Source organism: Mycobacterium sp. 1165196.3, assembly GCF_001673415.1.
Lineage (GTDB): Bacteria > Actinomycetota > Actinomycetes > Mycobacteriales > Mycobacteriaceae > Mycobacterium > Mycobacterium europaeum_A.
This window is the reverse complement of record NZ_LZLU01000263.1, coordinates 1-22,681: the sequence shown is the minus strand read 5'-3', so window position 1 is coordinate 22,681 and position 22,681 is coordinate 1. Positions and strand designations below refer to the sequence as shown.

Genomic DNA, 22,681 nt, shown 5'->3' with positions numbered 1-22,681 from the left:
AGCTTCGTAACCACCGTCAGCGGATCTCTCTGTCGCGCAGCGACTTCGGGTCGATGACCTCGCGGATCAGGCGCAGCTCGTCGTCAGTCGGCAGCCGGGTCTCCTCGGCGCCGTCAAGGCCGTGCACCTCGAACGAGGTGTTCTCGGCGACCTCGTCGGCCGAAACGCCGGGGTGCAGCGAGACCGCCCGCATGCTGCGCCCGGGCCCGCCGAAGTCGAACACACCGAGGTTGGACACCACCCGGTAGGTGTTGGCGAAGCGGAACGCCGGATTGTCGTCGTCCACGTTGTCCCAGCCGATTCCGCAGACGATGTCGACCTTCTCGCAGAACACCCGCTTGGAATGGTTGCCCACCCAGTAGCTGGTCGCGTGGTTGATGGCGTTGCCGGGCGCCCCGCGCACGCCGAACATCTGGCGCTTGGGCTGCTGCAGCGGGCCGAACGCCGAGATGTTCTGATTGCCAAAGCGGTCAACCTGATTGGCGCCCATCACGACGTGGCGCCGGCCCCAGGCCAGGGTTTCGAAGACGCGGCCGAACGGCATCCAGCCTTCGACGGGTGCCGACGCGCCCAGCGCCGGGGTCTCGGCCAGCAGCTGCGCCTCACCGTCGGTCAGCAGGATGTCCGGCGAAAAGGTCAGCCGGGCCAGCCGGGCACCGACCGAGGCCATGTTCGTCATCGGACTGACCATGATTTCGCCTGCGTCCCGGAACAATTCGGCACAGGCGACCGCGCAGATCTCGGGTCGGGTGATCGCGTCGCCGCTCATGACGAGGCCTCCTCTTTGAAAGCGCGCACGGCCGCCTGATAGTCCTCTTCGCTGCCCGACAGGAAGGTCTGCACGAACTGCTGCCAACCCTCGTCGGTCGAGGCCGCCTCGGCGTAATGCCGCTGGAACTTCTCGTCGCGCCCGTAATCGGGTGCGGCGGTGGTGAAGTGGGCCCCGCCGGGTGCCTCGACCACGCCGTCGACCATCATCCGGTTCACCAGCAGCGCCTGCGGGGGGACCGCCTTGACCAGCTCCTGGGTGGAAACGACGCGCTCCACCGACAGGAAGCGCTTGTCGGCGGCCATCAGGAAGAGGTCGTCGAAGTACGGGTCGATCCCGGTGTAGGCCGCATTGCCTTGCGCGTCACCAAGATTGAGATGGGCGAATGCGGCGTCCAGGCGCAGCGCCGGCATCGCGATCAGGGTTTCGTGTCCGCCGCCGGGTGCCGGATACGGGCTGGTCACGGTCGCCAGCTCGCCCTCCCAGAAGTCCGGGACCGAACTGCCCAGCCCGGCCCGAATCGGCAGGAACGGCAGGCGTTGCGCGGCCGCCTGCAGACCGCATCGCAGCATGCCTTCGTCCATCTCCCTGGCCTCGATCGTGCCGCCGGTTCGGGCCTTGGCGAACCAGGGGTCGTAGAAGGGTGGGGAGTCCAGCGAGACGAATCCGTAGTAGACCCGCTTGACCTTGCCGGCCGAGCACAGCAGGCCGACGTCCGGCCCGCCGTAGGTCACCACGGTCAGGTCGGTGATGTCGGTGCGCAGCAGGGCGCGGACGAACGCCATGGGTTTGCGCCGCGATCCCCAGCCGCCGATGCCGATCGTCATGCCGCTGCGCAGCTGCGCGACGGCGTCGTCGAGGGTGGTTCTCTTGTCGCTCACGACTTCTCACCCTTCGTCGTACCGGCGAACGCGTCACGGTGCTCGTCGGACACCCCGGCGAGATTGAGCTCGAACGTAAAGCCTTGCTCCATGCGATAACTCGAGTTGACCCGCTGCACGTCGATGAGGTTCAGCGCCTCCTTGGCGGCCCGGATGACGCGGGTGTCCTTGGCGGCGATGTCGCGCGCGACCCGCAGGGCCGCCTCGTCGAGCTCGTCGCGCGGCACCACCTCGTGCACCGAACCGAAGTGGTGCAGGGTGGCGGCGTCGACGGTGGCCGCGGTGAAGAACAGCCGCCGCATCATGTGCTGGGGCACCAGCCGGGACAGGTGGGTGGCCGCGCCGAGCGCGCCGCGTTCCACCTCCGGCAGACCGAAGGTGGCGTCGTCGGAGGCGACGATGACGTCGGCATTGCCGACCAGTCCGATGCCGCCGCCGACGCAGAACCCGTTGACGGCCGCGACGACGGGCACCGCGCACTCGTACACCGCGCGGAACGCGGCGAAGCAGCCGCGGTTGGCGTCGATGAGCGCGGTGAATCCCTCGGTGCGCTGCATCTCCTTGATGTCTACCCCGGCGTTGAAGCCGCGGCCCTCGGCGCGCAGGATCACCACATGGGTCTCGGGGTTCTGGCCGGCCGCGGTGATGGTGTCGGCCAGTTCGAACCAGCCGCGCGACGGGATGGCGTTGACGGGCGGGAAGTCGACGGTGACCGCGACGATGCCCGGTTCGGTGGTGGTGGATGTGATGGGCAAGGTGCCACTTCCTTGTGGGGTAACTACCTAAGCAAGCACTTGCTTGGTACGCTAGCACAGTGACTCGCGCCGAAGCATGCCCCCCTTTTGACGCCATCAACTTGGGGCTGGCCGGGCGGGTGGTTCTCGTCACCGGCGGCGTGCGCGGGGTGGGGGCCGGGATCAGTTCGGTGTTCGCCGGGCAGGGTGCCACCGTCGTCACCTGCGCGCGCCGCGCGGTCGAGGGGCTGCCCTACGAGTTCCACTCCTGCGACATCCGCGACGACGACGCCGTCAAGGGGTTGATTGACGCCATCGTGGACCGGCACGGCCGGCTCGACGTGGTCGTCAACAACGCCGGGGGATCGCCCTTCGTGTTGACCGCGGAGTCCAGCGCCAAGTTCAACCGCAAGATCATCGAACTCAATCTCATTGGTGGGCTGTCGGTTTCGCAGCACGCGAACGCGCATATGCAGGGCCAGCGGCAGGGCGGGTCGATCATCAACATCTGCAGTCTGTCCGGGCGCCGGCCGTCCCCGGGGACCGGGGCCTACGGCGCGGCCAAGGCGGGCCTGGAAAGCCTCACGCAGACGCTGGCCGTGGAGTGGGGGCCGAAGGTCCGGGTGAATGCCTGTGTGGTCGGCATGGTGGAGACCGAGCAGTCCGAACTGTTCTACGGCGACGCCGAGTCCATCGCCGCGATCTCGAAGAATGTGCCGCTCGGCCGGCTGGCCAAACCTGCCGACATCGGTTGGGCCGCAGCGTTTCTGGCATCCGATGCGGCGTGCTACATCAGCGGTGCCTCGTTGGAGGTGCATGGCGGCGGCGAGCCACCGCACTATCTGGCCACCACGAACGCCAGCGCGATCAAGTAAAGGAGAGACGGAAATATGGGAGTGGTTGACGGCCGCGTCGTCATCGTCACTGGAGCGGGCGGCGGCATCGGTCGCGCGCATGCGCTGGCGTTCGCCGAGGAAGGCGCGCGTGTGGTGGTCAACGACATCGGGGTGGGCCTGGACGGTTCGCCGGCCAGTGGCGGCAGCGCCGCCCAGAGTGTTGTGGACGAGATCACCGCGGCCGGCGGTGAAGCCGTCGCCGACGGATCCAACATCGCCGATTGGGACCAGGCGGCCGGCCTGATCCAGACCGCGGTCGAAACCTTCGGTGGTCTGGACGTTTTGGTGAACAACGCCGGCATCGTTCGCGACCGGATGCTGGCCAACACCAGCGAAGAGGAGTTCGACGCCGTCATCGCCGTGCATCTCAAGGGGCACTTCGCCACGATGCGGCACGCCGGGGCGTACTGGCGTGGGCTGTCCAAAGAGGGCAAAACCGTTGACGCCCGGATCATTAACACCAGTTCGGGTGCCGGCCTGCAGGGCAGCGTCGGGCAGGCCAACTACAGCGCCGCCAAGGCGGGCATCGCGGCGTTGACGTTGGTCGGCGCCGCCGAGATGGGACGTTACGGCGTCACCGTCAACGCCATCGCGCCCTCGGCGCGCACCCGGATGACCGAGACCGTGTTCGCCGAGATGATGGCAACGCAGGACCAGGATTTCGATGCGATGGCGCCGGAAAACATCGCACCGCTGGTGGTCTGGTTGGGCAGCGCCGAAGCCCGCGACGTCAGCGGCAAGGTCTTCGAGGTCGAGGGCGGCAAGATCCGCGTCGCGGAGGGCTGGGCCCACGGACCGGAGATCGACAAAGGCGCGCGGTGGGATCCCGCGGAGCTGGGCCGCGTCGTGGCCGACCTGCTCGCCAAGGCGCGCCGTCCCGTCCCCGTCTACGGCGCCTAGCGGGGTTCGCACACCACGAGCGGGATGACCCGGTCGGCGGCCTCGCGGTACTTGCGGTAGGGCGGGTACATCCGCGTCAGGCGTGGCCAATACCGTTCCTGCTCAGCGTCCGTGGCGTCGCGGGCGACCAGGTCCAGGCGCTGGGCGCGGATCTGGACCCGCACGTCGGGATTCTCCTTGAGGTTGAGGTACCACAAGGGGTCTTCGTCGCGCCCGCCGAAGGTCGCGGGCAGGATCACCCGGTCGCCGTCGAGCAGGTAGAGCGTCGCGGTGGTCCGCGGCTGGTCGGACCTGCGTCCGGTCGTGGTCAGCAGCGCCGCCGGAAACCGCAACAGCTTCGCGCCGATCTTGCCGTCGGTGCGTCGGTACACCCAGATGTGGGCGCGCGCAAAATACTTGAGCAGCAGCGCAATCGGGCGCGAGTTGCGGATCCAGCGGCGGTCGGACATGTTGCCCGGGATGATTCCCCACCGGGACGCACGGGAAACGTCAGGGGTCGCAGATGACGATCGGGATGACCCGATCGGTCCATGCCCGGTAGTCGTCGAACGACGGATACATGGCGTCCAGCTTGGGCCAGTACTCGGCGCGTTCCGCCTCGGTGGCGTCACGGGCCTGCAGCTGCAGCACCTCGTCCTTGATCTGCACGGAGACCTTGGGATTGGCCTTGAGGTTGAGATACCACTGCGGGTGTTTGTCGCTGCCGCCCTTGGAGGCGACCAGTATCACCCGGTCGCCCTCCCGCAGGTAGAGCAGCGGGCTCACCCGGGGTTCGCCGCTCTTGCGGCCCGTGGTGGTGAGCAGCGCGACCGGAGCCTTCTGGAAGGTGTTGCCGTATTTTCCGTTGCTGCGCTTGTAGATCCACGCGTTGCTCTTGGCCATCCACTTGATGATGAAGCTGACCCACGGCGAGTTCAGTGCGCGCGGCTTCGGTTTCGGCATGACGGTCCTTAACGACTTTGGATAAAGGGGTGGAAGCGAACCTTGATGTGGTGGATTTCGGCTTTGCCGCTTGCGCTTTCGGCCGGAATCACGAAGGTCTCGTCGACGTGTGCGGCGAGGCGCCGGCCACCGATGCCCGCCTTGGTCAGCACCTGGTAGGACGCGTGCACCCGGTCGCCGTCGACGCGGTAATCCGGTGGCGTCGTCTGCGCGAGCAACCGGTACTGCAGGCCGCGATTGAGGCTGCGCCGCAGATGATTTCCGGAGAAACCGTTTTTGATGCCCTGCTCGACGCGGGTGCACCCGGGCGCGAACGGAACGGCGTCACCGTCATGATTGACCAGCGCGTCGATGTAGGACTGCGCCGCGGCGATGCGGCGGTCGTCGGGGATGCTCACCAGGTGCGGAAAACTCACCGAGCGCTAGATGCGCTCGATGATGGTGCCGGTCGACAGGGCACCACCGGCGCACATGGTGATCAGCGCGGTGGTCTGGTCGGTGCGCTCCAGCTCGTGCAGCGCGGTGGTGATCAACCGGCTGCCGGTGCTGCCGACCGGGTGGCCCAGCGCGATGGCGCCGCCGTTGACGTTGACCTTCGCCATGTCCGGGTCGTGCACCCGCGCCCACGACAGCACCACCGACGCGAAAGCCTCGTTGATTTCCGTGATGTCGATGTCGCCCATCTTCATCCCGGCCTTCTCCAGCACCTTCGCCGTCGACTGCACCGGCCCGTCCAGGTGGTAGTAAGGCTCGGCGCCGACCAGGGCCTGGCTGACGATGCGGGCCCGCGGCCGCAGGCCCAGCGCCTTGGCCTTGTCCTCGTCCATCCACAGCACGGCCGCCGCGCCGTCGGAGATCTGTGACGACGTTCCTGCCGTGTGGATTCCGCCCTCGAGCACCGGCTTCAGCGCGGAGAGACCTGACAGCGTGGTGTCGCGCAGGCCCTGGTCGCGGCTGATGGTGACGCGCTCGGATGTCGGTTGCTTGTTCTCGTCGAGTGCCGGGGCCTCGATCGGGGAGATCTCGCGGTCGAAGCGGCCTTCCTCCCAGGCCTGCTTGGCCTTCGTCTGGGAGGCCAACCCGAACTCGTCGATCTCTTCACGGGTGATGCCGCGCCGCTTGGCGATCCGCTCGGCGGCGGTGAACTGGTCGGGCAGATCGATGTCCCACGACGAGGGACGCAGGATGGTCCGGTCCGGACCGGCGTTCGCGCCGAGCCCGACGCGGCTCATGGCCTCGATCCCACACGCGATGCCGATGTCGATGGCGCCCGCCGCGATGAGGCCGGCGACCAGGCCGTTGGCCTGCTGACCGCTGCCGCACTGACAGTCCACGGTCATGGCGCCGACGTGTTCGGGCAACCCGGCGACGAGCCAGCTGACCCGGGTGATGTTGTTGGACTGCTCGCCGTACTGTGTGACGCAGCCGCCGACGATCTGTTCGACGTCGCCGGCGTCGATGCCGGCCTTCTCGACGAGAGCCTTCTGCACCGCACCCAGCAACTCGGTGGCGTGCAAGCCGGACAGCCAGCCGTTCCGCTTGCCGATGGGGCTACGAGTGGCTTCAACGATGACAGGGTTACCCATTCCGTCAGGCTAGAACACGTTTCATTACTCTGACAAGCGAGGATGGTGACCTGCCTTTTATCTGCGCAGGAGGCGTGTTTTACTGGCACTAGAACACGTTGCAATTAGTGTTGTAAAAGGAGCGCACTCTACATGGCACCCCCCAACATTCCCGCCGACTTCGACTTTCTCGACCCCGACGTCAACCTCGCCGGGCTGCCCGTCGAGGAACTCGCCCAGCTTCGCAAGGCCGAGCCGATCCACTGGGTCGACATCCCGAATGGCGCGGGCGGGTTCGAGGACCACGGCTACTGGCTCGTGACCAAGCACGCCGACGTCAAGGAGGTGTCGAAGCGCAGCGACATCTTCTCTAGCTGGATGAACGGCGCCATCCCGACCTGGCCGCCGGAGATGAAGCGCGAGCAGGTCGAGCTGCAGCGCAGCGTCATGCTCAACATGGACGCGCCGCACCACACCCGGCTGCGCAAGATCATCTCCCGCGGGTTCACCCCGCGGGCCATCGGGCGGCTGGAAGCCGAACTGGCCGAGCGCGCCCAGAACATCGCCGCGACCGCCGCCAAAGAGGGCAGCGGCGACTTCGTCGAACAGGTCTCGTGCGAGCTGCCCCTGCAGGCCATCGCGGGTCTGCTCGGCGTTCCCCAGGAGGATCGCGACAAGCTGTTCCGCTGGTCCAACGAGATGACCGGTGGCACCGACCCCGAGTACGCCCACGTCGACCCCGCGCAGTCATCGATGGAGCTGATCACCTACGCGATGGCGATGGCCGCGGAGCGCAACCAGAACCCCACCGACGACATCGTCACCACGCTGATCCAGGCCGACATCGACGGCGAGAAGCTCTCCGACGACGAGTTCGGTTTCTTCGTGGTCATGCTGGCGGTGGCGGGCAACGAGACCACGCGTAACTCGATCACCCACGGCATGTGATCGGCGACGGCGTTGAAGATCAGGTTGATCGTCATGCGGGCCAGGTTCGCCCCGATGCAGTAGTGGGCGCCGGTGCCACCGAAGCCGACGTGCGGGTTCGGGTCGCGCAGGATGTTGAAGGTGTGCGGGTCTTCGAAGACCTCTTCGTCGAAATTGGCGGACCGGTAGGACATCACCACCCGCTGGCCCTTCTTGATCCGCACACCTTCAACATCCTGCGCGACCCGAACCCGCACGTCGGCTTCGGTGGCACCGGCGCCCACTACTGCATCGGGGCGAACCTGGCCCGCATGACGATCAACCTGATCTTCAACGCCGTCGCCGATCACATGCCGGACCTCAAGCCGATCGGCGAGCCCGAGCGGTTGCGGTCGGGCTGGCTCAACGGCATCAAGCACTGGCAGGTCGACTACGCCGGCAAGCCCGCGGTGACGTCCTGATGGACTTCGACCTCACCGCGACGCAACAGGCCGTCGCCGATGTCGTCACGTCGGTGTTCGAGCGCGAATTGAGCTGGGACGCTTTGGTCAACGGCGGTGTGACGGCCCTCGCGGTGCCCGAGCGCCTCGGCGGCGACGGGGTGGGTCTGCCCGAGGTCGCCACCGTGCTCACCGAGATCGGTCGCCACGGCGCCATCACGCCGGCCCTGGCCACACTCGGATTCGGCGTGCTGCCGCTGCTCGATCTGGCCACCGACGAACAACAGGACCGGTTTCTGGCCGGAGTCGCCAAGGGTGGGGTGCTGACCGCCGCGCTCAACGAGCCGGGTACCGCGCTGCCGGACCGGCCGTCCACCACGTTCGCGGGCGGCCGCCTGTCGGGCACCAAGGTCGGCGTCGGTTATGCGGGACAAGCGGATTGGATCATCGTGACCGCCGACAGTGCGGTGGTCGTGGTGTCGCCGACGGCCGACGGCGTCGAGGTGGTCCAGACCCCCACCTCCAACGGCTCCGAGGAGTACACCGTCTCATTCGCCGACGTCGCGGTCCAAGACTCCGACGTGTTGGCCGGCGCGACGGCGTCCCGGGTCAACCAGTTGGCGCTTGCCGCCATCGGCGCCTATGCCGACGGGCTGGTGGCCGGGGCGCTGCGCCTGACCGCCGACTATGTGGCTAACCGCAAGCAGTTCGGCAAGCCGCTCTCGACGTTCCAGACCGTGGCCGCCCAGCTCGCCGAGGTCTACATCGCCTCGCGCACCATCGATTTGGTGGCGAAGTCGGTCGCCTGGCGGCTGTCCGAGGGCCGCGACGCCGACAACGACCTGGACGTTCTCGGGTACTGGATCACCTCGCAGGCGCCGCCGGTGATGCAGCTCTGCCATCACCTGCACGGCGGGATGGGAATGGACATCACCTATCCCATGCACCGGTACTACTCCACGATCAAGGACCTGTCCCGGCTGCTGGGCGGTCCTTCTCATCGTCTCGATCTGGTGGGAGCGCAATGTTCATAGACCTGACTCCGGAGCAGCGTCAGCTGCAAGCGGAACTGCGGGAATACTTTTCCAACCTGATCTCCTCCGACGAGATGAAGGCGATGGAGCAGGACCGGCACAACGAGGCTTATCGCGCGGTGATCCGGCGGATGGGCCGCGACGGCAAGCTCGGTGTCGGCTGGCCAAAGGAGTTCGGCGGCTTGGGCTTCGGCCCGATCGAGCAGTCGATCTTCGTCAACGAGGCGCACCGCGCCGACGTGCCGCTGCCCGCGGTGACGCTGCAGACGGTCGGCCCGGTGCTGCAGCAGTTCGGCAGCGAGGAGCAGAAGAAGAAGTTCCTGCCTGCCATCCTGGCCGGCGAGGTTCACTTCGCGATCGGCTACACCGAGCCCGAGGCCGGCACCGACCTGGCCTCGCTGCGCACCACCGCGGTTCGCCAGGGCGACGAGTACATCGTCAACGGGCAGAAGATCTTCACCACCGGCGCGCACGACGCCGACTACATCTGGCTGGCCTGCCGCACCGACCCGGAAGCCGTGAAGCACAAGGGGATTTCGATCCTGATCGTGGACACCAAGGATCCCGGCTACTCCTGGACGCCGATCATCCTGTCCGACGGCGCCCACCACACCAACGCGACCTACTACAACGACGTGCGGGTGCCCGCCGACATGCTGGTCGGCGAGGAGAACGGCGGATGGCGGCTGATCACCACCCAGCTCAACAACGAGCGCGTCATGCTGGGCCCGGCGGGCCGCACCGCCGGCATCTACGACCGGGTGCACGCCTGGGCGTCCAAGCCGGGCAGCGACGGCGTCACGCCGATCGATCATCAGGACGTCAAGCGGGCGCTGGGTGAAATCCACGCGATGTGGCGGATCAACGAGCTGCTGAACTGGCAGGTGGCCGCCGCCGGTGAGGACATCAACGTGGCCGACGCCGCGTCGACGAAAGTCTTTGGCACCGAGAAGATTCAATACATCGGCCGGCTCGCCGAGGAGATCGTCGGCAAGTACGGCAACCCCGCCGACTCGGACACCGCCGACCTGCTGAAGTGGCTGGACTCCCAGACCAAGCGCAACCTCGTCATCACCTTCGGCGGCGGCGTGAACGAAGTGATGCGCGAGATGATCGCCGCGGCCGGACTCAAAGTGCCGAGGGTGCCTCGATGACCGACATCAAGGAAGCGGTCGCGGAGATCACCGCAACCGTCGTCGCTGCCCCGCGCGAGGCCCGGGATCCGGTGAACCAGCCGACGATCAACAACTGGGTCGAGGCGCTCGGGGACCGCAACCCGATCTACGTCGACGAGGCCGCCGCCAAGGCCGCCGGGCATCCCGGAATCGTCGCACCGCCAGCCATGATTCAGGTGTGGACGATGTTCGGCCTGGGTGGGGAACGCCCGACCGACGACCCCATGGGCCCGATCATGCAGCTGTTCGATGACGCCGGCTACATCGGTGTGGTGGCCACCAACTGTGAGCAGACCTACCACCGGTATCTGCGTCCGGGCGAGCAGGTCACCGTCGTCTCCGAGATGCGCGACGTGGTGGGCCCCAAGCAGACCGGGCTCGGCGAGGGCTGGTTCATCAACCAGCACATCACCTGGCGGGTGGGTGACGAGGACGTCGCCGAGATGGCCTGGCGGATACTGAAATTCAGGCCCCGCGAGGATTCCGGTGCGACCGCTTCGGTGCCTGAGGACCTCGACGCCGACGCGATGATGCGTCCGGCGGTGTCGCGCGACACCGCCTTCTTCTGGGAGGGCGTCCGGGCGCACGAGCTGCGTATCCAGCGCCTCGCCGATGGCACCCTGCAGCACCCACCGGTGCCGGCGGTGTGGCAGGACAAGGCCGAGCCAATCGACTTCGCGGTCGCCGGCGGCCGCGGCACGGTGTTCAGCTACGTGGTGCACCACGCCCCGAAGGTGCCCGGTCGCACGCTGCCGTTCGTGATCGCCCTGGTCGAACTGGAGGAGGGCGTTCGGATGCTCGGCGAGTTGCGCAACGTCGACCATGCCGAGATCAAAATCGGAATGCCCGTTCGCGCAACCTATATCGACTTCCCGGCCGGTGAATCCGGCCCGGAGTGGAGCCTCTACGCCTGGGAGCCGGTGGGAGACGAAGCATGAGCGCACCCGTTGTTGAAGTGGGCACCACCCTGCCCGAACTCAAGCTGCATGGCACGCCGACCTTCATCATCTCGACGGCCCTGGCCACCAGGGACTTTCAGGACGTGCACCACGACCGGGACCTGGCGCAGGCCAAGGGTTCCAAGGACATCTTCGTCAACATCCTCACCGACACCGGGCTGGTGCAGCGCTACGTCACCGACTGGGCGGGCCCGACGGCGGTGATCAAGTCGATCGGCCTGCGGCTCGGTGTGCCGTGGTACGCCTACGACACCGTCACCTTCTCCGGCGAGGTGACCGCCATCGACGACGGCCTGATCACGCTGAAGGTGTTCGGCCGCAACAGTCTTGGCGATCACGTCATCGCGAATGTGACGCTGACGATCGGGGGCGCTTAGATGCCAGCGGGTTTATTGAACGGCCGAGCCGCGATCGTCGGCATCGGCGCCACGGACTTCTCCAAGGACTCCGGCCGCAGTGAGCTGCGGCTGGCCGCCGAGGCGGTGCTGGATGCGTTGGACGACGCCGGGCTGAGCCCGTCCGACGTCGACGGGCTGACCACCTTCACGATGGACACCAACAACGAGACGGCCGTTGCGCGCGCGGTCGGCATCGGTGACCTGAAGTTCTTCTCGCAGATCGGATATGGCGGCGGTGCCGCTTGCGCGACCGTTCAGCAGGCGGCTCTCGCGGTGGCCACCGGCGTGGCTGACGTCGTCGTCGCGTACCGGGCGTTCAACGAGCGTTCGGGCATGCGATTCGGTCAGGTACAGACCCGGCTGGTGGGAAACGCCGGGGTGCAGGCTGATTCGACCGCCGCGGACAATTCGTTCTCCTACCCGCACGGCCTGTCGACGCCGGCCGCGCAGGTCGCGATGATCGCCCAGCGCTACATGCATCTGTCGGGTGCCAGCAGCCGTGACTTCGGTGCGATCTCGGTGGCTGACCGCAAGCATGCCGCCAAGAACCCAAAGGCGTACTTCTTCGAGAAGCCGATAACCATTGAGGACCACCAGAATTCGCGGTGGATCGCCGAGCCGCTGCGACTGCTGGACTGCTGCCAGGAGACCGACGGGGCGGTGGCGATCGTGGTGACGTCGCCGGAGCGCGCGAAGGATCTCAAGCAACGGCCGGCGATCATCGAGGCGGCGGCGCAAGGCTCGAGCCCCGACCAGTACACGATGGTCAGTTACTACCGGCCCGAGCTCGGCCTGCCCGAGATGGGGGTGGTGGGTCAGCAGCTCTGGGAGCAGTCGGGCCTGAAGCCGACCGATATCCAGACCGCCGTGCTCTACGACCACTTCACGCCGTTCACGCTGATTCAGTTGGAAGAGTTGGGATTCTGCGGCAAGGGCGAGGCCAAGGACTTCATCGCCGACGGGGCCATCGAGATCGGGGGGCGGCTTCCGATCAACACCCATGGCGGTCAACTGGGCGAGGCCTACATTCACGGCATGAACGGCATCGCCGAGGGTGTGCGTCAGCTGCGGGGCACCTCGGTGAACCCGGTGCCCGACGTCGAGCACGTCCTCGTCACCGCCGGAACCGGCGTCCCCACGTCGGGCCTGATCCTGGGCTAGGGGGCTTCGGCGCGCTTCTTCTCGCCGAGTGCCCGGCTAGCCGGGCTGTCGCGGCTCAACGCCCGGCTGGCCGGGCACTCGACGACTGAAGTGACGCGTGCCGTGTGGCATGCGACGCTGCGGCGATGGGTGAGCCTTTTGTCGGGAGCGAAGCCATCGCGAGTGGACTGCTAACCAAGAGTCAATTGGAAACGCGTTGCGTCCGGCTGTTCCCTGGCGTCTACATTGACCGCGACGCTGAGCTCAGCGCAGTGGTGCGGGCGAAGGCTGGCTGGTTATGGACCGGCCGCCGGGGAATTGTGGCGGGCTTCTCGGCGGCTGCAATGCACGGAAGCAGCTGGGTCGACGACCGAAGAGTTGTGGAGCTGATCCACAACAACCACCATTGCGCGGCTGGGATGCAGCTGCACAGAGACACTGTCGAGGCGGATGAAGTCGAATTGCTCTGTGGGGTAGCGGTTACATCGCCGACGAGGACTGCGCTGGACCTCGGATGCTGGTATCCGATGACGACTGCCGTCGCAGGCATCGATGCGCTGGCCGGGGCGACGGAGATCAAGGCGGCCGACGTCGAGCTGCTCGCCCGCCGGTACACGGGACGGCGCGGCATCGCGCAAGCACGCCGGGCCGCGGAGCTGTTCGACGCCGGGGCACAGTCGCCGAAGGAGTCGTGGCTTCGCGTCGTGCTGATCGAGGCCGGCCTGCCGCGGCCGCAGACCCAGATCGAGGTGCTCGACGAGTTCGGCTGTCCATTCGCGTATCTGGACATGGGTTGGGAGGACGTGAAAATCGCCGTGGAGTACGACGGTGAGCAGCATCGATACAACCGCCAGCAGTACACGTGGGACATCCGCCGGAGGGAGCTACTGGAGCGTCGCGGTTGGGTCCTCGTCCGAGTGGTCGCTGGTGACCGGCCGGGCGACATCGTGCGCAGGGTTCGCGCCGCCCGTGCTGGGCGACACCCCGGCTAGCTGGGCGTTCGAACCCGTAGGCCCGGCAGGCCGGGCGCTCGGCGCGAAAAAAGCCCCTACGCAGGAACCAGTTCGACGCCCGACAGCACGACGGCGTTGTCGCGCGCGGGCGCGACCACGCTGGCCAGGAAGCGGCCTTCGGAAGACGTCGAGTCCTTCCAGATGCCGACCTTGAGCGTTTCGCCGGGGAAGGCCACCCCGGCGAAACGCGCGCCGTAGGCCGCGACCGCCCCGGCGTCGCCGTCGAGCAGCGCATCGGTGATCGCCTTGCAGGTCATGCCGTAGGTGCACAACCCATGCAGGATGGGCTGGGAAAAGCCTGCGGCAGCGGCGAATTCGGGATCCGAATGCAGCGGGTTGCGGTCGCCGCACAGCCGGTAGAGCAGCGCCTGCTGCGGCAGGATCGGCACGTCGAGCTCGAGATCGGGGGCCCGGTCTGGCGCACCGTCCGACGTTGAAGGACCGCGCTCGCCGCCGAATCCGCCCTCACCGCGGGCGAAGATCGACCGGCGCTGCGTCCACAACACCGTGCCGTCCGGCGCGGTCACCGTCGTCTCGCTCCAGATCACCGCGGCCTTGCCCTTGTCCCAGATGTCGGTGAACCGGGTGACGGCCTTCGCCGAGCCCGACGGCGGCAGCGGAGCGGGCGCCTCGACCCGTTCGCTGGCGTGCAGCACCTTGCTCAGCTCGATGTCGATGCCGGGGAATTTGACGGTCGGCGGCTTCGTGACATGGAAGGTGGCGGCCACGTTGCCGAACGTCGGCAGCACCTGCGGGGTGTCGTCGACCAGGTAGCGCAGCTCACGCGGGTCCATCGGATCGGCGCCCGCGCCCAACCCGAGGTGATACAGCTGCACATCGCTACTGGCCCAAGAGAATTCGATGGGGTCCAGCTCGGCGTTCAGCGCCACGTCTACGTCGATGGGCATGTCAGTTCTCTCCAGCTATGTGCAACGCCGCCAGGTAGCCGAACGTCATGGCCGGACCGATGGTGCCACCCGGGCCGGGGTACGTGTGGCCCATCACCGGGGCGCTGACATTGCCTGCGGCGTAGAGGCCTTCGATGATACTGCCGTCGTCGCGCAGCGCCCGCCCGTGGACGTCGGTGCGGATGCCGCCCTTTGTGCCCAGGTCACCGGGCACCATCTTGGCCGCGTAGTACGGCGCGTGCGTGATCTCCCCGAGGTTGGGGTTGGGCTTGTTGGTCGGGTCGCCGTAGTACCGGTCGTAGGCGCTCTCGCCGCGCTGATAGTCCTCGTCGACGCCGGAGCGCGCGAACCCGTTGAAACGCTCCACGGTCGCGGTGAATTCGTTCACCGGAAGACCGGCCTTCTGCGCTAGCTCCGCCAGCGTATCGGCCTGGATGATGACGCCGGACTCCAGCCACTTGCGCGGAATACGTTGTCCGGGCTGCAATCCCGCGAAGATGTAGCGGTCCCGGTACTGCTGGTCGAACACCAGCCACGCGGGAATGTTCTCGCCCGGCCCGGGCCCCTGACCGTATTCACCGCCGTACATGTGATGGCAGGCTTCGACGTAGGGCATCGACTCGTTCATGAACCGCTTGCCCGACATGTTGACGATGATCGAGCCCGGCGAATTGCGCTCGGACAACGCGAACCAGGGCGCGCCCACCAACGGGACCGTCGGGCCCCACCAGGCGTCCTCCATAAGATCCAATGCGGCACCGAGCTTTTCGCCGGCCAGGATGCCGTCACCGGTGTTGGCCGCCGCGCCGACGGTCCACTCGGTGGTGATCGGCGCACGCTGGTATTTCACCCGCATCTGTTCGTTGTGCTCGAACCCGCCCGACGCCAGGATCACCCCGCGCCGGGCCCGGATCAGCCGGGGCTCACCCGATTCGGCCTCGCCGGCTTCACGGACGTAGACGCCGCGTACCACGCCGTCCTCGACGTAGAGGTCGGTGAGCGCGGTGTTGAGCACGACCGGAACCCCGGCCCGCTGCAACCCGATCCGCAGCGGCCCGATCAACGCCCGGCCCATGCCGACGAGGTTCTTGCCGGTCGCCTTGGCCCACATGGTGCGGGCCCCGACCTTCAAGCTGCGCAGCACGCCGCGCGGGTGGCGCTTGAGCTGGTTCAGCCGCACGTAATCCTGTTGCATCACGACCACGTTCAGCGGGACCTTGCCGTACGCCGGCTCCAGGCCGGCTTCGTCGGCGCCGAGCTTGCGGGCGTTGAACGGCTTCGGCTCGATCGATCGGCCCTCGGCACGGCCGCCCGGCGACTCGGGGTAGTAGTCGGAGTACTTCGGCACCCAGCACATCTTCAGCGGTGTGTGCTTGAGCACAAACGAGAGCATCTCCGGGCCGCGCTCGAGGTAGGTGTCGATGCGTTCGGGCTCCACGACGTTGCCGACGATCCCGTGTAGGTAGGTGCGGGCGGCCTCGGCGGTATCGCGGACCCCGTCGCGCTTGAGGACTTCGTTATTTGGGATCCAAACACCACCGCCCGAGCGTGCGGTCGAACCGCCGAAGTGCGGGGCCTTTTCGATGACTATGGTGGAAAGACCCCGGTGAGCGGCGGTAAGGGCGGCCACCATGCCGGCCCCGCCGCTCCCGACCACGACGACGTCGTACTCCTGCGCTGACATGTAGAACACGTTATAGAATTGCCCGGGGCGGCCGCTACTGGCCCGGTCGACCGTACGAGGAGACTTGGAAAAATGCTCAGTGTTGCCACGCGCGACGAGCTAGCTGCCGACTTGGCACAAGCCGAGCGGAGCGGCGAGCCGATCGCCCCGTTGACCGCCGCCTATCCGGAGATCGACGTCGTCGACGCCTACGAGATTCAGCTCATCAACATCCGCCAGCGGGTCGCGGAGGGGGCCCGGGTGCTCGGCCACAAGGTGGGGCTCTCGTCGAAGGCGATCCAGCAAATGATGGGCGTCGACGAGCCGGACTACGGGCACCTGCTCGACGAGATGCAGCTGTTCGAGGACACCCCGGTCAAGGCGAACCGCTACCTCTACCCCCGGGTTGAGGTCGAGGTCGGTTTCATCCTGAACGCCGACCTGCCCGGAGCCGGCTGCACCGAGGACGACGTGCTGGCCGCCACCGAAGCGTTGGTCCCGTCCATCGAGCTGATCGATACCCGGATCACCGACTGGAAGATCGAACTGTGCGACACCATCGCCGACAACGCCTCGTCGGCGGGTTTCGTGCTCGGCGAGGCGCGCGTTTCGCCCCGCGACATCGACGTCAAGGGGATCGACGCCGTGTTGCGGTGCAACGGTGAGGTCGTCGCCGAAGGCCGCACCGACGCGGTGCTGGGCAATCCGGTCACCGCGGTGGCCTGGCTGGCCCGCAAGGTGGACGGCTTCGGCGTCCGCCTGCGCAAGGGTGACGTGGTGTTGCCCGGGTCGTGCACGAAGGCGATCGACGCGCACCCGGGCGACGACTTCGTCGCCGACTTCGCGGGCCTCGGCTCGGTCCGCCTATCGTTCGAATAGGCTCGATTTAAATCGTCTAACTTAAATTTCAAAGCTTCGAAAAGGGGCATCATGCCGACTAAGGCGACTGTGGCCATTGTCGGGTCGGGCAACATCAGCACTGACCTGCTCTACAAGCTGCTGCGATCGGACTGGCTGGAACCGCGCTGGATGGTCGGCATCGACCCGGAGAGCGAGGGCCTGGCCCGCGCCCGCAAGTTGGGTCTGGAGACGACCCACGAGGGTGTGGACTGGCTGTTGGCCCAGCCGGAGAAGCCCGACCTGGTGTTCGAGGCGACCAGCGCCTACGTGCACCGCGACGCCGCCCCCAAGTACGAGGCCGCCGGCATCCGGGCCATCGACCTGACGCCGGCCGCGGTGGGCCCGGCGGTGATCCCGCCGGCCAACCTGCGCCAGCACCTGGACGCGCCGAACGTCAACATGATCACCTGCGGCGGGCAGGCCACCATCCCGATCGTCTACGCGGTCTCGCGTGCCGTCGCCGACCTCGGCGGCGTGCCGTACGCCGAGATTGTCGCCTCGGTCGCCTCGCTGTCGGCCGGCCCCGGCACCCGGGCCAACATCGACGAGTTCACCAAGACGACCAGCAGGGGCGTGGAGACGATCGGTGGCGCCAAGCGCGGCAAGGCGATCATCATCTTGAACCCGGCCGACCCGCCGATGATCATGCGCGACACCATCTTCTGCGCCATTCCCGAGGACGCCGACCGGGACGCGATCGCCAAGTCCATCCACGACGTGGTCGCCGAGGTGCAGACCTACGTGCCGGGATACCGGCTGCTCAACGAGCCGCAGTTCGACGATCCGTCGATAAACTCCGGCGGCCAGGCGCTGGTCACCACCTTCGTCGAAGTGGAGGGTGCGGGCGACTACCTGCCGCCTTACGCTGGAAATCTGGACATCATGACCGCCGCGGCCACGAAAGTCGGCGAGGAGATCGCCAAGGAGTCCTTGAGCGCGACGGCCGGAGGAGCGCAATCATGACCGACATATTTTTCAACCCGGTCTGGGACGTCCGGATGACCGACACGTCGTTGCGGGACGGCTCACATCACAAGCGTCACCAGTTCACCAAGGACGAGGTCGGCGCCATCGTGGCCGCCCTGGACGCCGCGGGAGTGCCCGTCATCGAGGTCACCCACGGCGACGGGCTGGGCGGCTCGAGCTTCAACTACGGGTTTTCCAAGACGCCCGAGCAGGAGCTGATCAAGCTCGCCGCCGAGACCGCCAAAGAAGCCAAGATCGCCTTTTTGATGCTGCCCGGCGTTGGCACCAAGGAAGACATCAAAGAGGCCCAGAACAATGGCGGCTCGATCTGCCGGATTGCCACGCACTGCACCGAGGCCGACGTATCCATTCAGCACTTCGGCCTGGCCCGCGAACTCGGCCTGGAAACCGTCGGGTTCTTGATGATGAGCCACACCATCTCGCCCGAGAAGCTGGCCGCACAGGCCCGCATCATGGCCGACGCGGGCTGCCAGTGCGTCTACGTGGTCGATTCGGCCGGGGCGCTGGTCCTCGAGGGCGTGCGGGATCGGGTTGCGGCGCTGGTCGCCGAGCTCGGCGACGACGCCCAGGTGGGCTTCCACGGCCACGAGAACCTCGGCCTGGGTGTCGCTAACTCCGTCGAGGCGGTGCGGGCGGGTGCCAAGCAGATCGACGGCTCGTGCCGCCGGTTCGGGGCCGGTGCGGGGAACGCCCCGGTCGAGGCGCTGATCGGGGTGTTCGACAAGATCGGCGTGAAGACCGGGATCGATTTCTTCGACATCGCCGACGCCGCCGAAGAGGTAGTCGCCCCGGCGATGCCCGCCGAGTGCCTGCTTGACCGCAACGCCCTGATCATGGGCTATTCCGGGGTGTACTCGAGCTTCCTGAAGCACGCCATCCGCCAGTCCGAGCGCTACGGTGTGCCGGCCCACCAGCTGCTGCACCGCGCGGGCCAGCGCAAGCTCATCGGCGGCCAGGAGGACCAGCTGATCGACATCGCGCTGGAGATCAAGCGCGAGCAGGAAAGCGGCGCCACGGCCCAGCGTTGACCTGCCGCTTCGGCCACGGCACGCATAGGCGCCGCATAGGTATCGCGAGTAACCTGGCGCTATGAGCACATCCAACACAGTCGGCGCCCGTCGCCGCGGGCTGTACGGCCTGCTCGCCGGGGGGCTGATGACCGCTGCCGCCGCAACGGTGATCGCGCTGCCCGTGGCGGGCATCGCCAACGCGGCTCCGCAATGCAATCAGGACGTGGGTGCATCGATCGACTCGTACCTGCAGAAGCATCCGGACCTGCACCAGCAGCTGCAGCAAAGGTCGCAGGCGGAGGGCGGTAACGGCAACGTCATCGACTACCTCAACCGGCATCCCGACGTCCGCCAGCACCTGATCGACCTTTCGCACTCCTGCCCTCCGTAGTGAGTCGGCGTCGTCCTTGAACGCTGCGGCCGACGCGCGGGAACGTTCGCCATTGACGAAAAAGTAGAACACGTTCTAGCGTCTAGGCGTGTTCTCTGATTCCCTCACCGCTGCGATCGCAGAGGCCGAGCAGTTGGTGGCCGACGCACCGTTCATCGAGACCGAAGCCGACCTGCTCGAAGGGTTGCAGTATCTGGCCGGGTGTATCTCGGGCTGCATCCATCTGGCCGTGGACTACGACCGTGACCATCCCTTCCTGCAGTCGGGTACCGGACCCTTCACCAAGATGGGCCTGGACAATCCCGACACCCTGTACTTCGGTACCCGGGTGCACGCCAACCACGACTACGTGGTCACCGGCAGGCGCGGAACCACCACCGACCTGAGTTTCCAGCTCCTCGGCGGCGAGTACACCGACGACTTCGTGCCCGTCAGCCAGGCCGCATTCGACGACCGCGAGCTCGAGATCGCGCCCGACGGCAGCTTCGAGTGGCGGGTGCGACCGACCAGCGCCGGACAATTGGTGATCCGCGAGGTGTACGGGGACTGGTCGGCCCAGCGCGGCACGCTGGCGATCTCCCGCCTCGACACGGCGGGCACCGCGCCGCCGCCCTTGACCCGTGAGCTGATCGAAAAGCGTTACGCGACAGCAGGAAAGCAGCTTGTCCAGCGAGTGAAGACCTGGTTGCAATTCCCGCAGTGGTTTTATCTCGACCTGCCGGTCAACACCATGGTGCCGCCGCGGCTGACCCCGGGCGGACTGGCCACGCAGTACTCGTCGGTCGGGCACTTCGATCTGCGACCGGATCAGGCGATGGTCATCACCATCCCGGTCTCCGACGCGCCCTACCTCGGCTTCCAGCTGGGCAGCCTGTGGTACATCTCGCTGGACTACATCAACCACCAGACCTCGCTGAACAACACTCAGGCGCAGGCGGATCCGGACGGCAAGGTCCGCATCGTGGTTGCCGAACAGAATCCGGGAGTGACCAACTGGGTCGAGACGGTCGGGCACCGGCGTGGCTTCCTGCAGTTCCGCTGGCAGCGGGTGTCGCGTGAGCTCACCGACGCCGACGGTCCGACCGTCGAGGTGGTCGACATCGACAAGGTGCCGGCCGCGTTGCCGTACTACGACCACAACAAGATCTCAGAGGACGACTGGCGGGCGCGAATTGCGCTGCGCCACCAACAGATTCAGGCGAGGATGCTGGGATGACGAAGTTGCTCGACGGCAAGGTGGTGGTGATCAGCGGCGTCGGCCCGGGTCTGGGCACGACGCTGGCGCACCGATGCACGAGAGAAGGCGCCGACCTGGTGCTGGCGGCCCGCACGCCGGAACGCCTGGACGACGTCGCCAAGCAGATCGCCGACCTCGGAGGCCGTGCGACGACGGTGCGCACCGACATCACCGAGGATGACCAGGTCAACAACCTGGTCGAGGCCACCTTGGAGGCCTACGGCAAGGTCGACGTGCTGATCAACAACGCGTTCCGGGTGCCGTCGCTGAAACCGTTCTCCGGCACGAGCTTTCAGCATATCCGCGACGCGATCGAACTCAGCGCGCTCGGCGCCCTGCGACTCATCCAGGGGTTCACGCCGGCGCTGGCCGAGTCGAAGGGCTCGATCGTCAACGTCAACTCCATGGTGCTGCGGCACTCGCAGGCCAAGTACGGCGCTTATAAGATGGCGAAATCCGCGCTGCTGTCCATGTCACATTCGCTGGCCACCGAGCTGGGCGAGCAGGGAATCAGAGTCAATTCCGTTGCGCCCGGCTATATCTGGGGCGAGACACTGCAGGGCTACTTCAACCACCAAGCCGGCAAGTACGGCACGACGGCCGAGCAGATCTATGAGGCCACCGCCGCAGGCTCCGACCTGAAGCGGCTACCGACCGAGGACGAGGTTGCCTCGGCGATCCTGTTCATGGCCAGCGACCTGTCCAGCGGCATCACCGGGCAGACACTGGATGTCAATTGCGGGGAGTACCACACCTAATGCCGCCATCGACGATGCAAAGCGAAGCGATGAGGAGGAGATGGCGATGACGGTTGCACGTACCGATGTCGGCACCGTTGACGACCTGAAGGCGTCGGCCAGCAAGATGATCGGGCTGGACGATTTCGGCAGCAACGACGACAACTACCTCGAAGCGCTGGAAGTGCTGCTGGACTCCTACCGCCGCGACGCCGACCTGACGCCCCTGGGCAGCAAGATGAATCGGTTCTTCCTGCGCGGTGCGCTGGTGGCCAGGCTGCTGTCCGAAGCCGCCTGGAAGCAGTACCCGCAGCACGCCGACGTGGCCATCGAGCGGCCGATCTTCGTCACCGGCCTGGTGCGCACCGGTACCACGGCCCTGCATCGACTGCTTGGTGCCGATCCCGCGCACCAGGGCCTGCATCTGTGGTTGGCCGAATTTCCACAGCCGCGTCCGCCTCGTGAAACCTGGGATTCCAACCCGTTTTACAGCCAACTGAACGCGCAGTTCAACAAGCACCATGCCGAAAACCCGGACTACACGGGTCTGCATTTCATGGCGGCATACGAGCTGGAGGAGTGCTGGCAGCTGCTGCGGCAGTCGCTGCATTCGGCGTCCTACGAGACCTTGGCGCACCTGCCCACTTACTCGCAGTGGCTCTCGGAGCAGGACTGGACGCCGTCGTATCAGCGGCACCGCCGCAACCTGCAGCTGATCGGGCTCAACGACGCCGACAAGCGGTGGGTGCTCAAGAATCCCAGCCACCTGTTCGCGTTGGACGCGTTGATGGCGACCTATCCCGACGCGTTGGTGATCCAGACCCATCGTCCGGTCGAAACGATCATGGCCTCGATGTGCTCGCTGGCGCAGCACACCGCCGAGGGATGGTCGACGTCGTAGAACTGCGACGGGCTGTATTTGGCCCGCGCGGTGTTGAACCGCTCCAGCCCCCGCGACCAGGTTTCCATTGCGTCGGCACCGATTTGGGCGCCGGTGAACGACGTCGACCATCCCTCGGCGGTGTGCTGCGCCAGCGAGCACATCGAGGCCATGATCGTTTCGACCGGACGATGG

At 66.7% G+C, this 22,681-nt stretch carries 24 protein-coding genes and 4 pseudogenes; 17 read left to right on the top strand and 11 right to left on the bottom strand.

Annotated elements, in window-relative coordinates:
• Nucleotides 1–16: 16 nt before the first annotated feature.
• The 3 genes from ipdB to echA20 are packed head-to-tail and all read right to left on the bottom strand — an operon-like array spanning nt 17 to nt 2,405.
• Entirely contained in the window at nt 17–769 is a 753-nt protein-coding gene (gene ipdB / locus A5659_RS25170; protein WP_066870683.1) for a cholesterol ring-cleaving hydrolase subunit IpdB, read from the bottom strand.
• Entirely contained in the window at nt 766–1,650 is an 885-nt protein-coding gene (gene ipdA / locus A5659_RS25165) for a cholesterol ring-cleaving hydrolase subunit IpdA (RefSeq protein WP_067185039.1), read from the bottom strand. Before ipdA ends, ipdB begins: the two co-directional genes overlap by 4 nt.
• On the bottom strand, nt 1,647–2,405 hold the full coding sequence (echA20, locus tag A5659_RS25160; RefSeq protein WP_066870677.1) for a (7aS)-7a-methyl-1,5-dioxo-2,3,5,6,7,7a-hexahydro-1H-indene-carboxyl-CoA hydrolase: 759 nt from the start codon (nt 2,403–2,405) through the stop codon (nt 1,647–1,649). Before echA20 ends, ipdA begins: the two co-directional genes overlap by 4 nt.
• A gap of 59 nt (nt 2,406–2,464) precedes the next feature.
• Here echA20 and A5659_RS25155 point away from each other — a divergent pair, with 59 nt between their 5' ends.
• Both A5659_RS25155 and A5659_RS25150 read left to right on the top strand, forming a co-directional pair.
• A complete protein-coding gene (locus A5659_RS25155) occupies nt 2,465–3,259 on the top strand; it encodes an SDR family oxidoreductase (protein ID WP_156749367.1) in 795 nt (264 codons plus the stop codon).
• A 15-nt stretch (nt 3,260–3,274) separates the two neighbouring features.
• Nucleotides 3,275–4,180, top strand: a complete 906-nt coding sequence (locus tag A5659_RS25150) for an SDR family oxidoreductase (protein ID WP_067185035.1) — start codon at nt 3,275–3,277, stop codon at nt 4,178–4,180.
• On the opposite strand, the gene A5659_RS25145 is transcribed toward A5659_RS25150, so the two are convergent.
• From A5659_RS25145 to A5659_RS25130, 4 genes are read right to left on the bottom strand one after another with little or no spacing between them, the layout of a single operon-like run.
• Complete coding sequence (locus A5659_RS25145; protein WP_067185031.1) at nt 4,177–4,629, bottom strand: nitroreductase family deazaflavin-dependent oxidoreductase; 453 nt, start codon at nt 4,627–4,629, stop codon at nt 4,177–4,179. The two genes, A5659_RS25150 and A5659_RS25145, sit on opposite strands and share 4 nt — an antisense overlap.
• 40 nt (nt 4,630–4,669) lie before the next feature.
• Complete coding sequence (locus tag A5659_RS25140; RefSeq protein ID WP_066877039.1) at nt 4,670–5,122, bottom strand: nitroreductase family deazaflavin-dependent oxidoreductase; 453 nt, start codon at nt 5,120–5,122, stop codon at nt 4,670–4,672.
• An 8-nt stretch (nt 5,123–5,130) separates the two neighbouring features.
• Nucleotides 5,131–5,523 carry a hypothetical protein gene (locus A5659_RS25135; protein ID WP_197498206.1) on the bottom strand — a complete coding sequence of 131 codons (393 nt, stop codon included), beginning with the start codon at nt 5,521–5,523 and terminating at the stop codon, nt 5,131–5,133.
• Between the two features lie 21 nt (nt 5,524–5,544).
• The gene (locus A5659_RS25130; protein ID WP_066877041.1) at nt 5,545–6,708 is read right to left on the bottom strand and encodes a steroid 3-ketoacyl-CoA thiolase; all 1,164 of its coding nucleotides are present in this window, start codon (nt 6,706–6,708) and stop codon (nt 5,545–5,547) included.
• A 132-nt stretch (nt 6,709–6,840) separates the two neighbouring features.
• On the opposite strand from A5659_RS25130, the pseudogene A5659_RS25125 reads away from it, so the two are divergent.
• Nucleotides 6,841–7,635: pseudogene (locus tag A5659_RS25125) on the top strand (steroid C27-monooxygenase); the annotation flags it as partial.
• Between the two features lie 65 nt (nt 7,636–7,700).
• Here A5659_RS25125 and A5659_RS29065 read toward each other — a convergent pair.
• Nucleotides 7,701–7,808: pseudogene (locus tag A5659_RS29065) on the bottom strand (hypothetical protein); the annotation flags it as partial.
• Between the two features lie 21 nt (nt 7,809–7,829).
• On the opposite strand from A5659_RS29065, the pseudogene A5659_RS27980 reads away from it, so the two are divergent.
• From A5659_RS27980 to A5659_RS25090, 7 genes and pseudogenes are all read left to right on the top strand, one after another.
• Nucleotides 7,830–8,075 (top strand): annotated as a pseudogene (locus A5659_RS27980) (steroid C27-monooxygenase); the annotation flags it as partial.
• Entirely contained in the window at nt 8,075–9,088 is a 1,014-nt protein-coding gene (locus tag A5659_RS25115; RefSeq protein ID WP_066877045.1) for an acyl-CoA dehydrogenase family protein, read from the top strand. The pseudogene A5659_RS27980 and the gene A5659_RS25115, both read left to right, overlap by 1 nt.
• Nucleotides 9,079–10,242 carry an acyl-CoA dehydrogenase FadE29 gene (gene fadE29, locus A5659_RS25110; RefSeq protein WP_066877047.1) on the top strand — a complete coding sequence of 388 codons (1,164 nt, stop codon included), beginning with the start codon at nt 9,079–9,081 and terminating at the stop codon, nt 10,240–10,242. The genes A5659_RS25115 and fadE29 overlap by 10 nt, the downstream gene beginning before the upstream one ends.
• The gene (locus tag A5659_RS25105; protein WP_067185024.1) at nt 10,239–11,201 is read left to right on the top strand and encodes a bifunctional MaoC family dehydratase N-terminal/OB-fold nucleic acid binding domain-containing protein; all 963 of its coding nucleotides are present in this window, start codon (nt 10,239–10,241) and stop codon (nt 11,199–11,201) included. The genes fadE29 and A5659_RS25105 overlap by 4 nt, the downstream gene beginning before the upstream one ends.
• Nucleotides 11,198–11,599, top strand: coding sequence for a MaoC family dehydratase (locus tag A5659_RS25100; RefSeq protein ID WP_067185021.1), 402 nt, complete (start codon nt 11,198–11,200; stop codon nt 11,597–11,599). The genes A5659_RS25105 and A5659_RS25100 overlap by 4 nt, the downstream gene beginning before the upstream one ends.
• A complete protein-coding gene (locus tag A5659_RS25095) occupies nt 11,600–12,781 on the top strand; it encodes a lipid-transfer protein (protein WP_067185017.1) in 1,182 nt (393 codons plus the stop codon).
• A 125-nt stretch (nt 12,782–12,906) separates the two neighbouring features.
• Nucleotides 12,907–13,752 carry a hypothetical protein gene (locus tag A5659_RS25090; protein WP_066877052.1) on the top strand — a complete coding sequence of 282 codons (846 nt, stop codon included), beginning with the start codon at nt 12,907–12,909 and terminating at the stop codon, nt 13,750–13,752.
• A 56-nt stretch (nt 13,753–13,808) separates the two neighbouring features.
• On the opposite strand, the gene A5659_RS25085 is transcribed toward A5659_RS25090, so the two are convergent.
• Nucleotides 13,809–14,681, bottom strand: coding sequence for a MaoC family dehydratase (locus tag A5659_RS25085; protein ID WP_066870644.1), 873 nt, complete (start codon nt 14,679–14,681; stop codon nt 13,809–13,811).
• 1 nt (nt 14,682) lies between these two features.
• A complete protein-coding gene (gene kstD / locus A5659_RS25080; RefSeq protein WP_066870686.1) occupies nt 14,683–16,365 on the bottom strand; it encodes a 3-oxosteroid 1-dehydrogenase in 1,683 nt (560 codons plus the stop codon).
• Nucleotides 16,366–16,437: 72 nt separating this feature from the next.
• Here kstD and A5659_RS25075 point away from each other — a divergent pair, with 72 nt between their 5' ends.
• From A5659_RS25075 to A5659_RS25045, 7 genes and pseudogenes are all read left to right on the top strand, one after another.
• Nucleotides 16,438–17,223, top strand: coding sequence for a 2-keto-4-pentenoate hydratase (locus A5659_RS25075; RefSeq protein WP_066870641.1), 786 nt, complete (start codon nt 16,438–16,440; stop codon nt 17,221–17,223).
• 51 nt (nt 17,224–17,274) lie between these two features.
• Nucleotides 17,275–18,207: an acetaldehyde dehydrogenase (acetylating) gene (locus A5659_RS25070; protein ID WP_066870638.1), complete on the top strand. Its 933-nt coding sequence runs from the start codon at nt 17,275–17,277 to the stop codon at nt 18,205–18,207.
• Nucleotides 18,204–19,259 carry a 4-hydroxy-2-oxovalerate aldolase gene (gene dmpG, locus A5659_RS25065; protein ID WP_066870635.1) on the top strand — a complete coding sequence of 352 codons (1,056 nt, stop codon included), beginning with the start codon at nt 18,204–18,206 and terminating at the stop codon, nt 19,257–19,259. The genes A5659_RS25070 and dmpG overlap by 4 nt, the downstream gene beginning before the upstream one ends.
• Nucleotides 19,260–19,320: 61 nt before the next feature.
• Nucleotides 19,321–19,632 carry a hypothetical protein gene (locus tag A5659_RS25060; protein WP_066870632.1) on the top strand — a complete coding sequence of 104 codons (312 nt, stop codon included), beginning with the start codon at nt 19,321–19,323 and terminating at the stop codon, nt 19,630–19,632.
• Nucleotides 19,633–19,720: 88 nt separating this feature from the next.
• Nucleotides 19,721–20,848, top strand: a complete 1,128-nt coding sequence (locus A5659_RS25055) for a hypothetical protein (protein ID WP_067185014.1) — start codon at nt 19,721–19,723, stop codon at nt 20,846–20,848.
• Complete coding sequence (locus A5659_RS25050) at nt 20,845–21,627, top strand: SDR family oxidoreductase (RefSeq protein ID WP_066870627.1); 783 nt, start codon at nt 20,845–20,847, stop codon at nt 21,625–21,627. Before A5659_RS25055 ends, A5659_RS25050 begins: the two co-directional genes overlap by 4 nt.
• A gap of 40 nt (nt 21,628–21,667) precedes the next feature.
• Nucleotides 21,668–22,501, top strand: a pseudogene (locus A5659_RS25045) (sulfotransferase); the annotation flags it as partial.
• Here A5659_RS25045 and A5659_RS29060 read toward each other — a convergent pair.
• Nucleotides 22,402–22,650 (bottom strand): sulfotransferase, encoded by a 249-nt coding sequence (locus A5659_RS29060; protein WP_369829402.1) that lies wholly within the window; start codon nt 22,648–22,650, stop codon nt 22,402–22,404. The pseudogene A5659_RS25045 and the gene A5659_RS29060 overlap by 100 nt on opposite strands.
• Between the last annotated feature and the right edge of the window lie 31 nt (nt 22,651–22,681).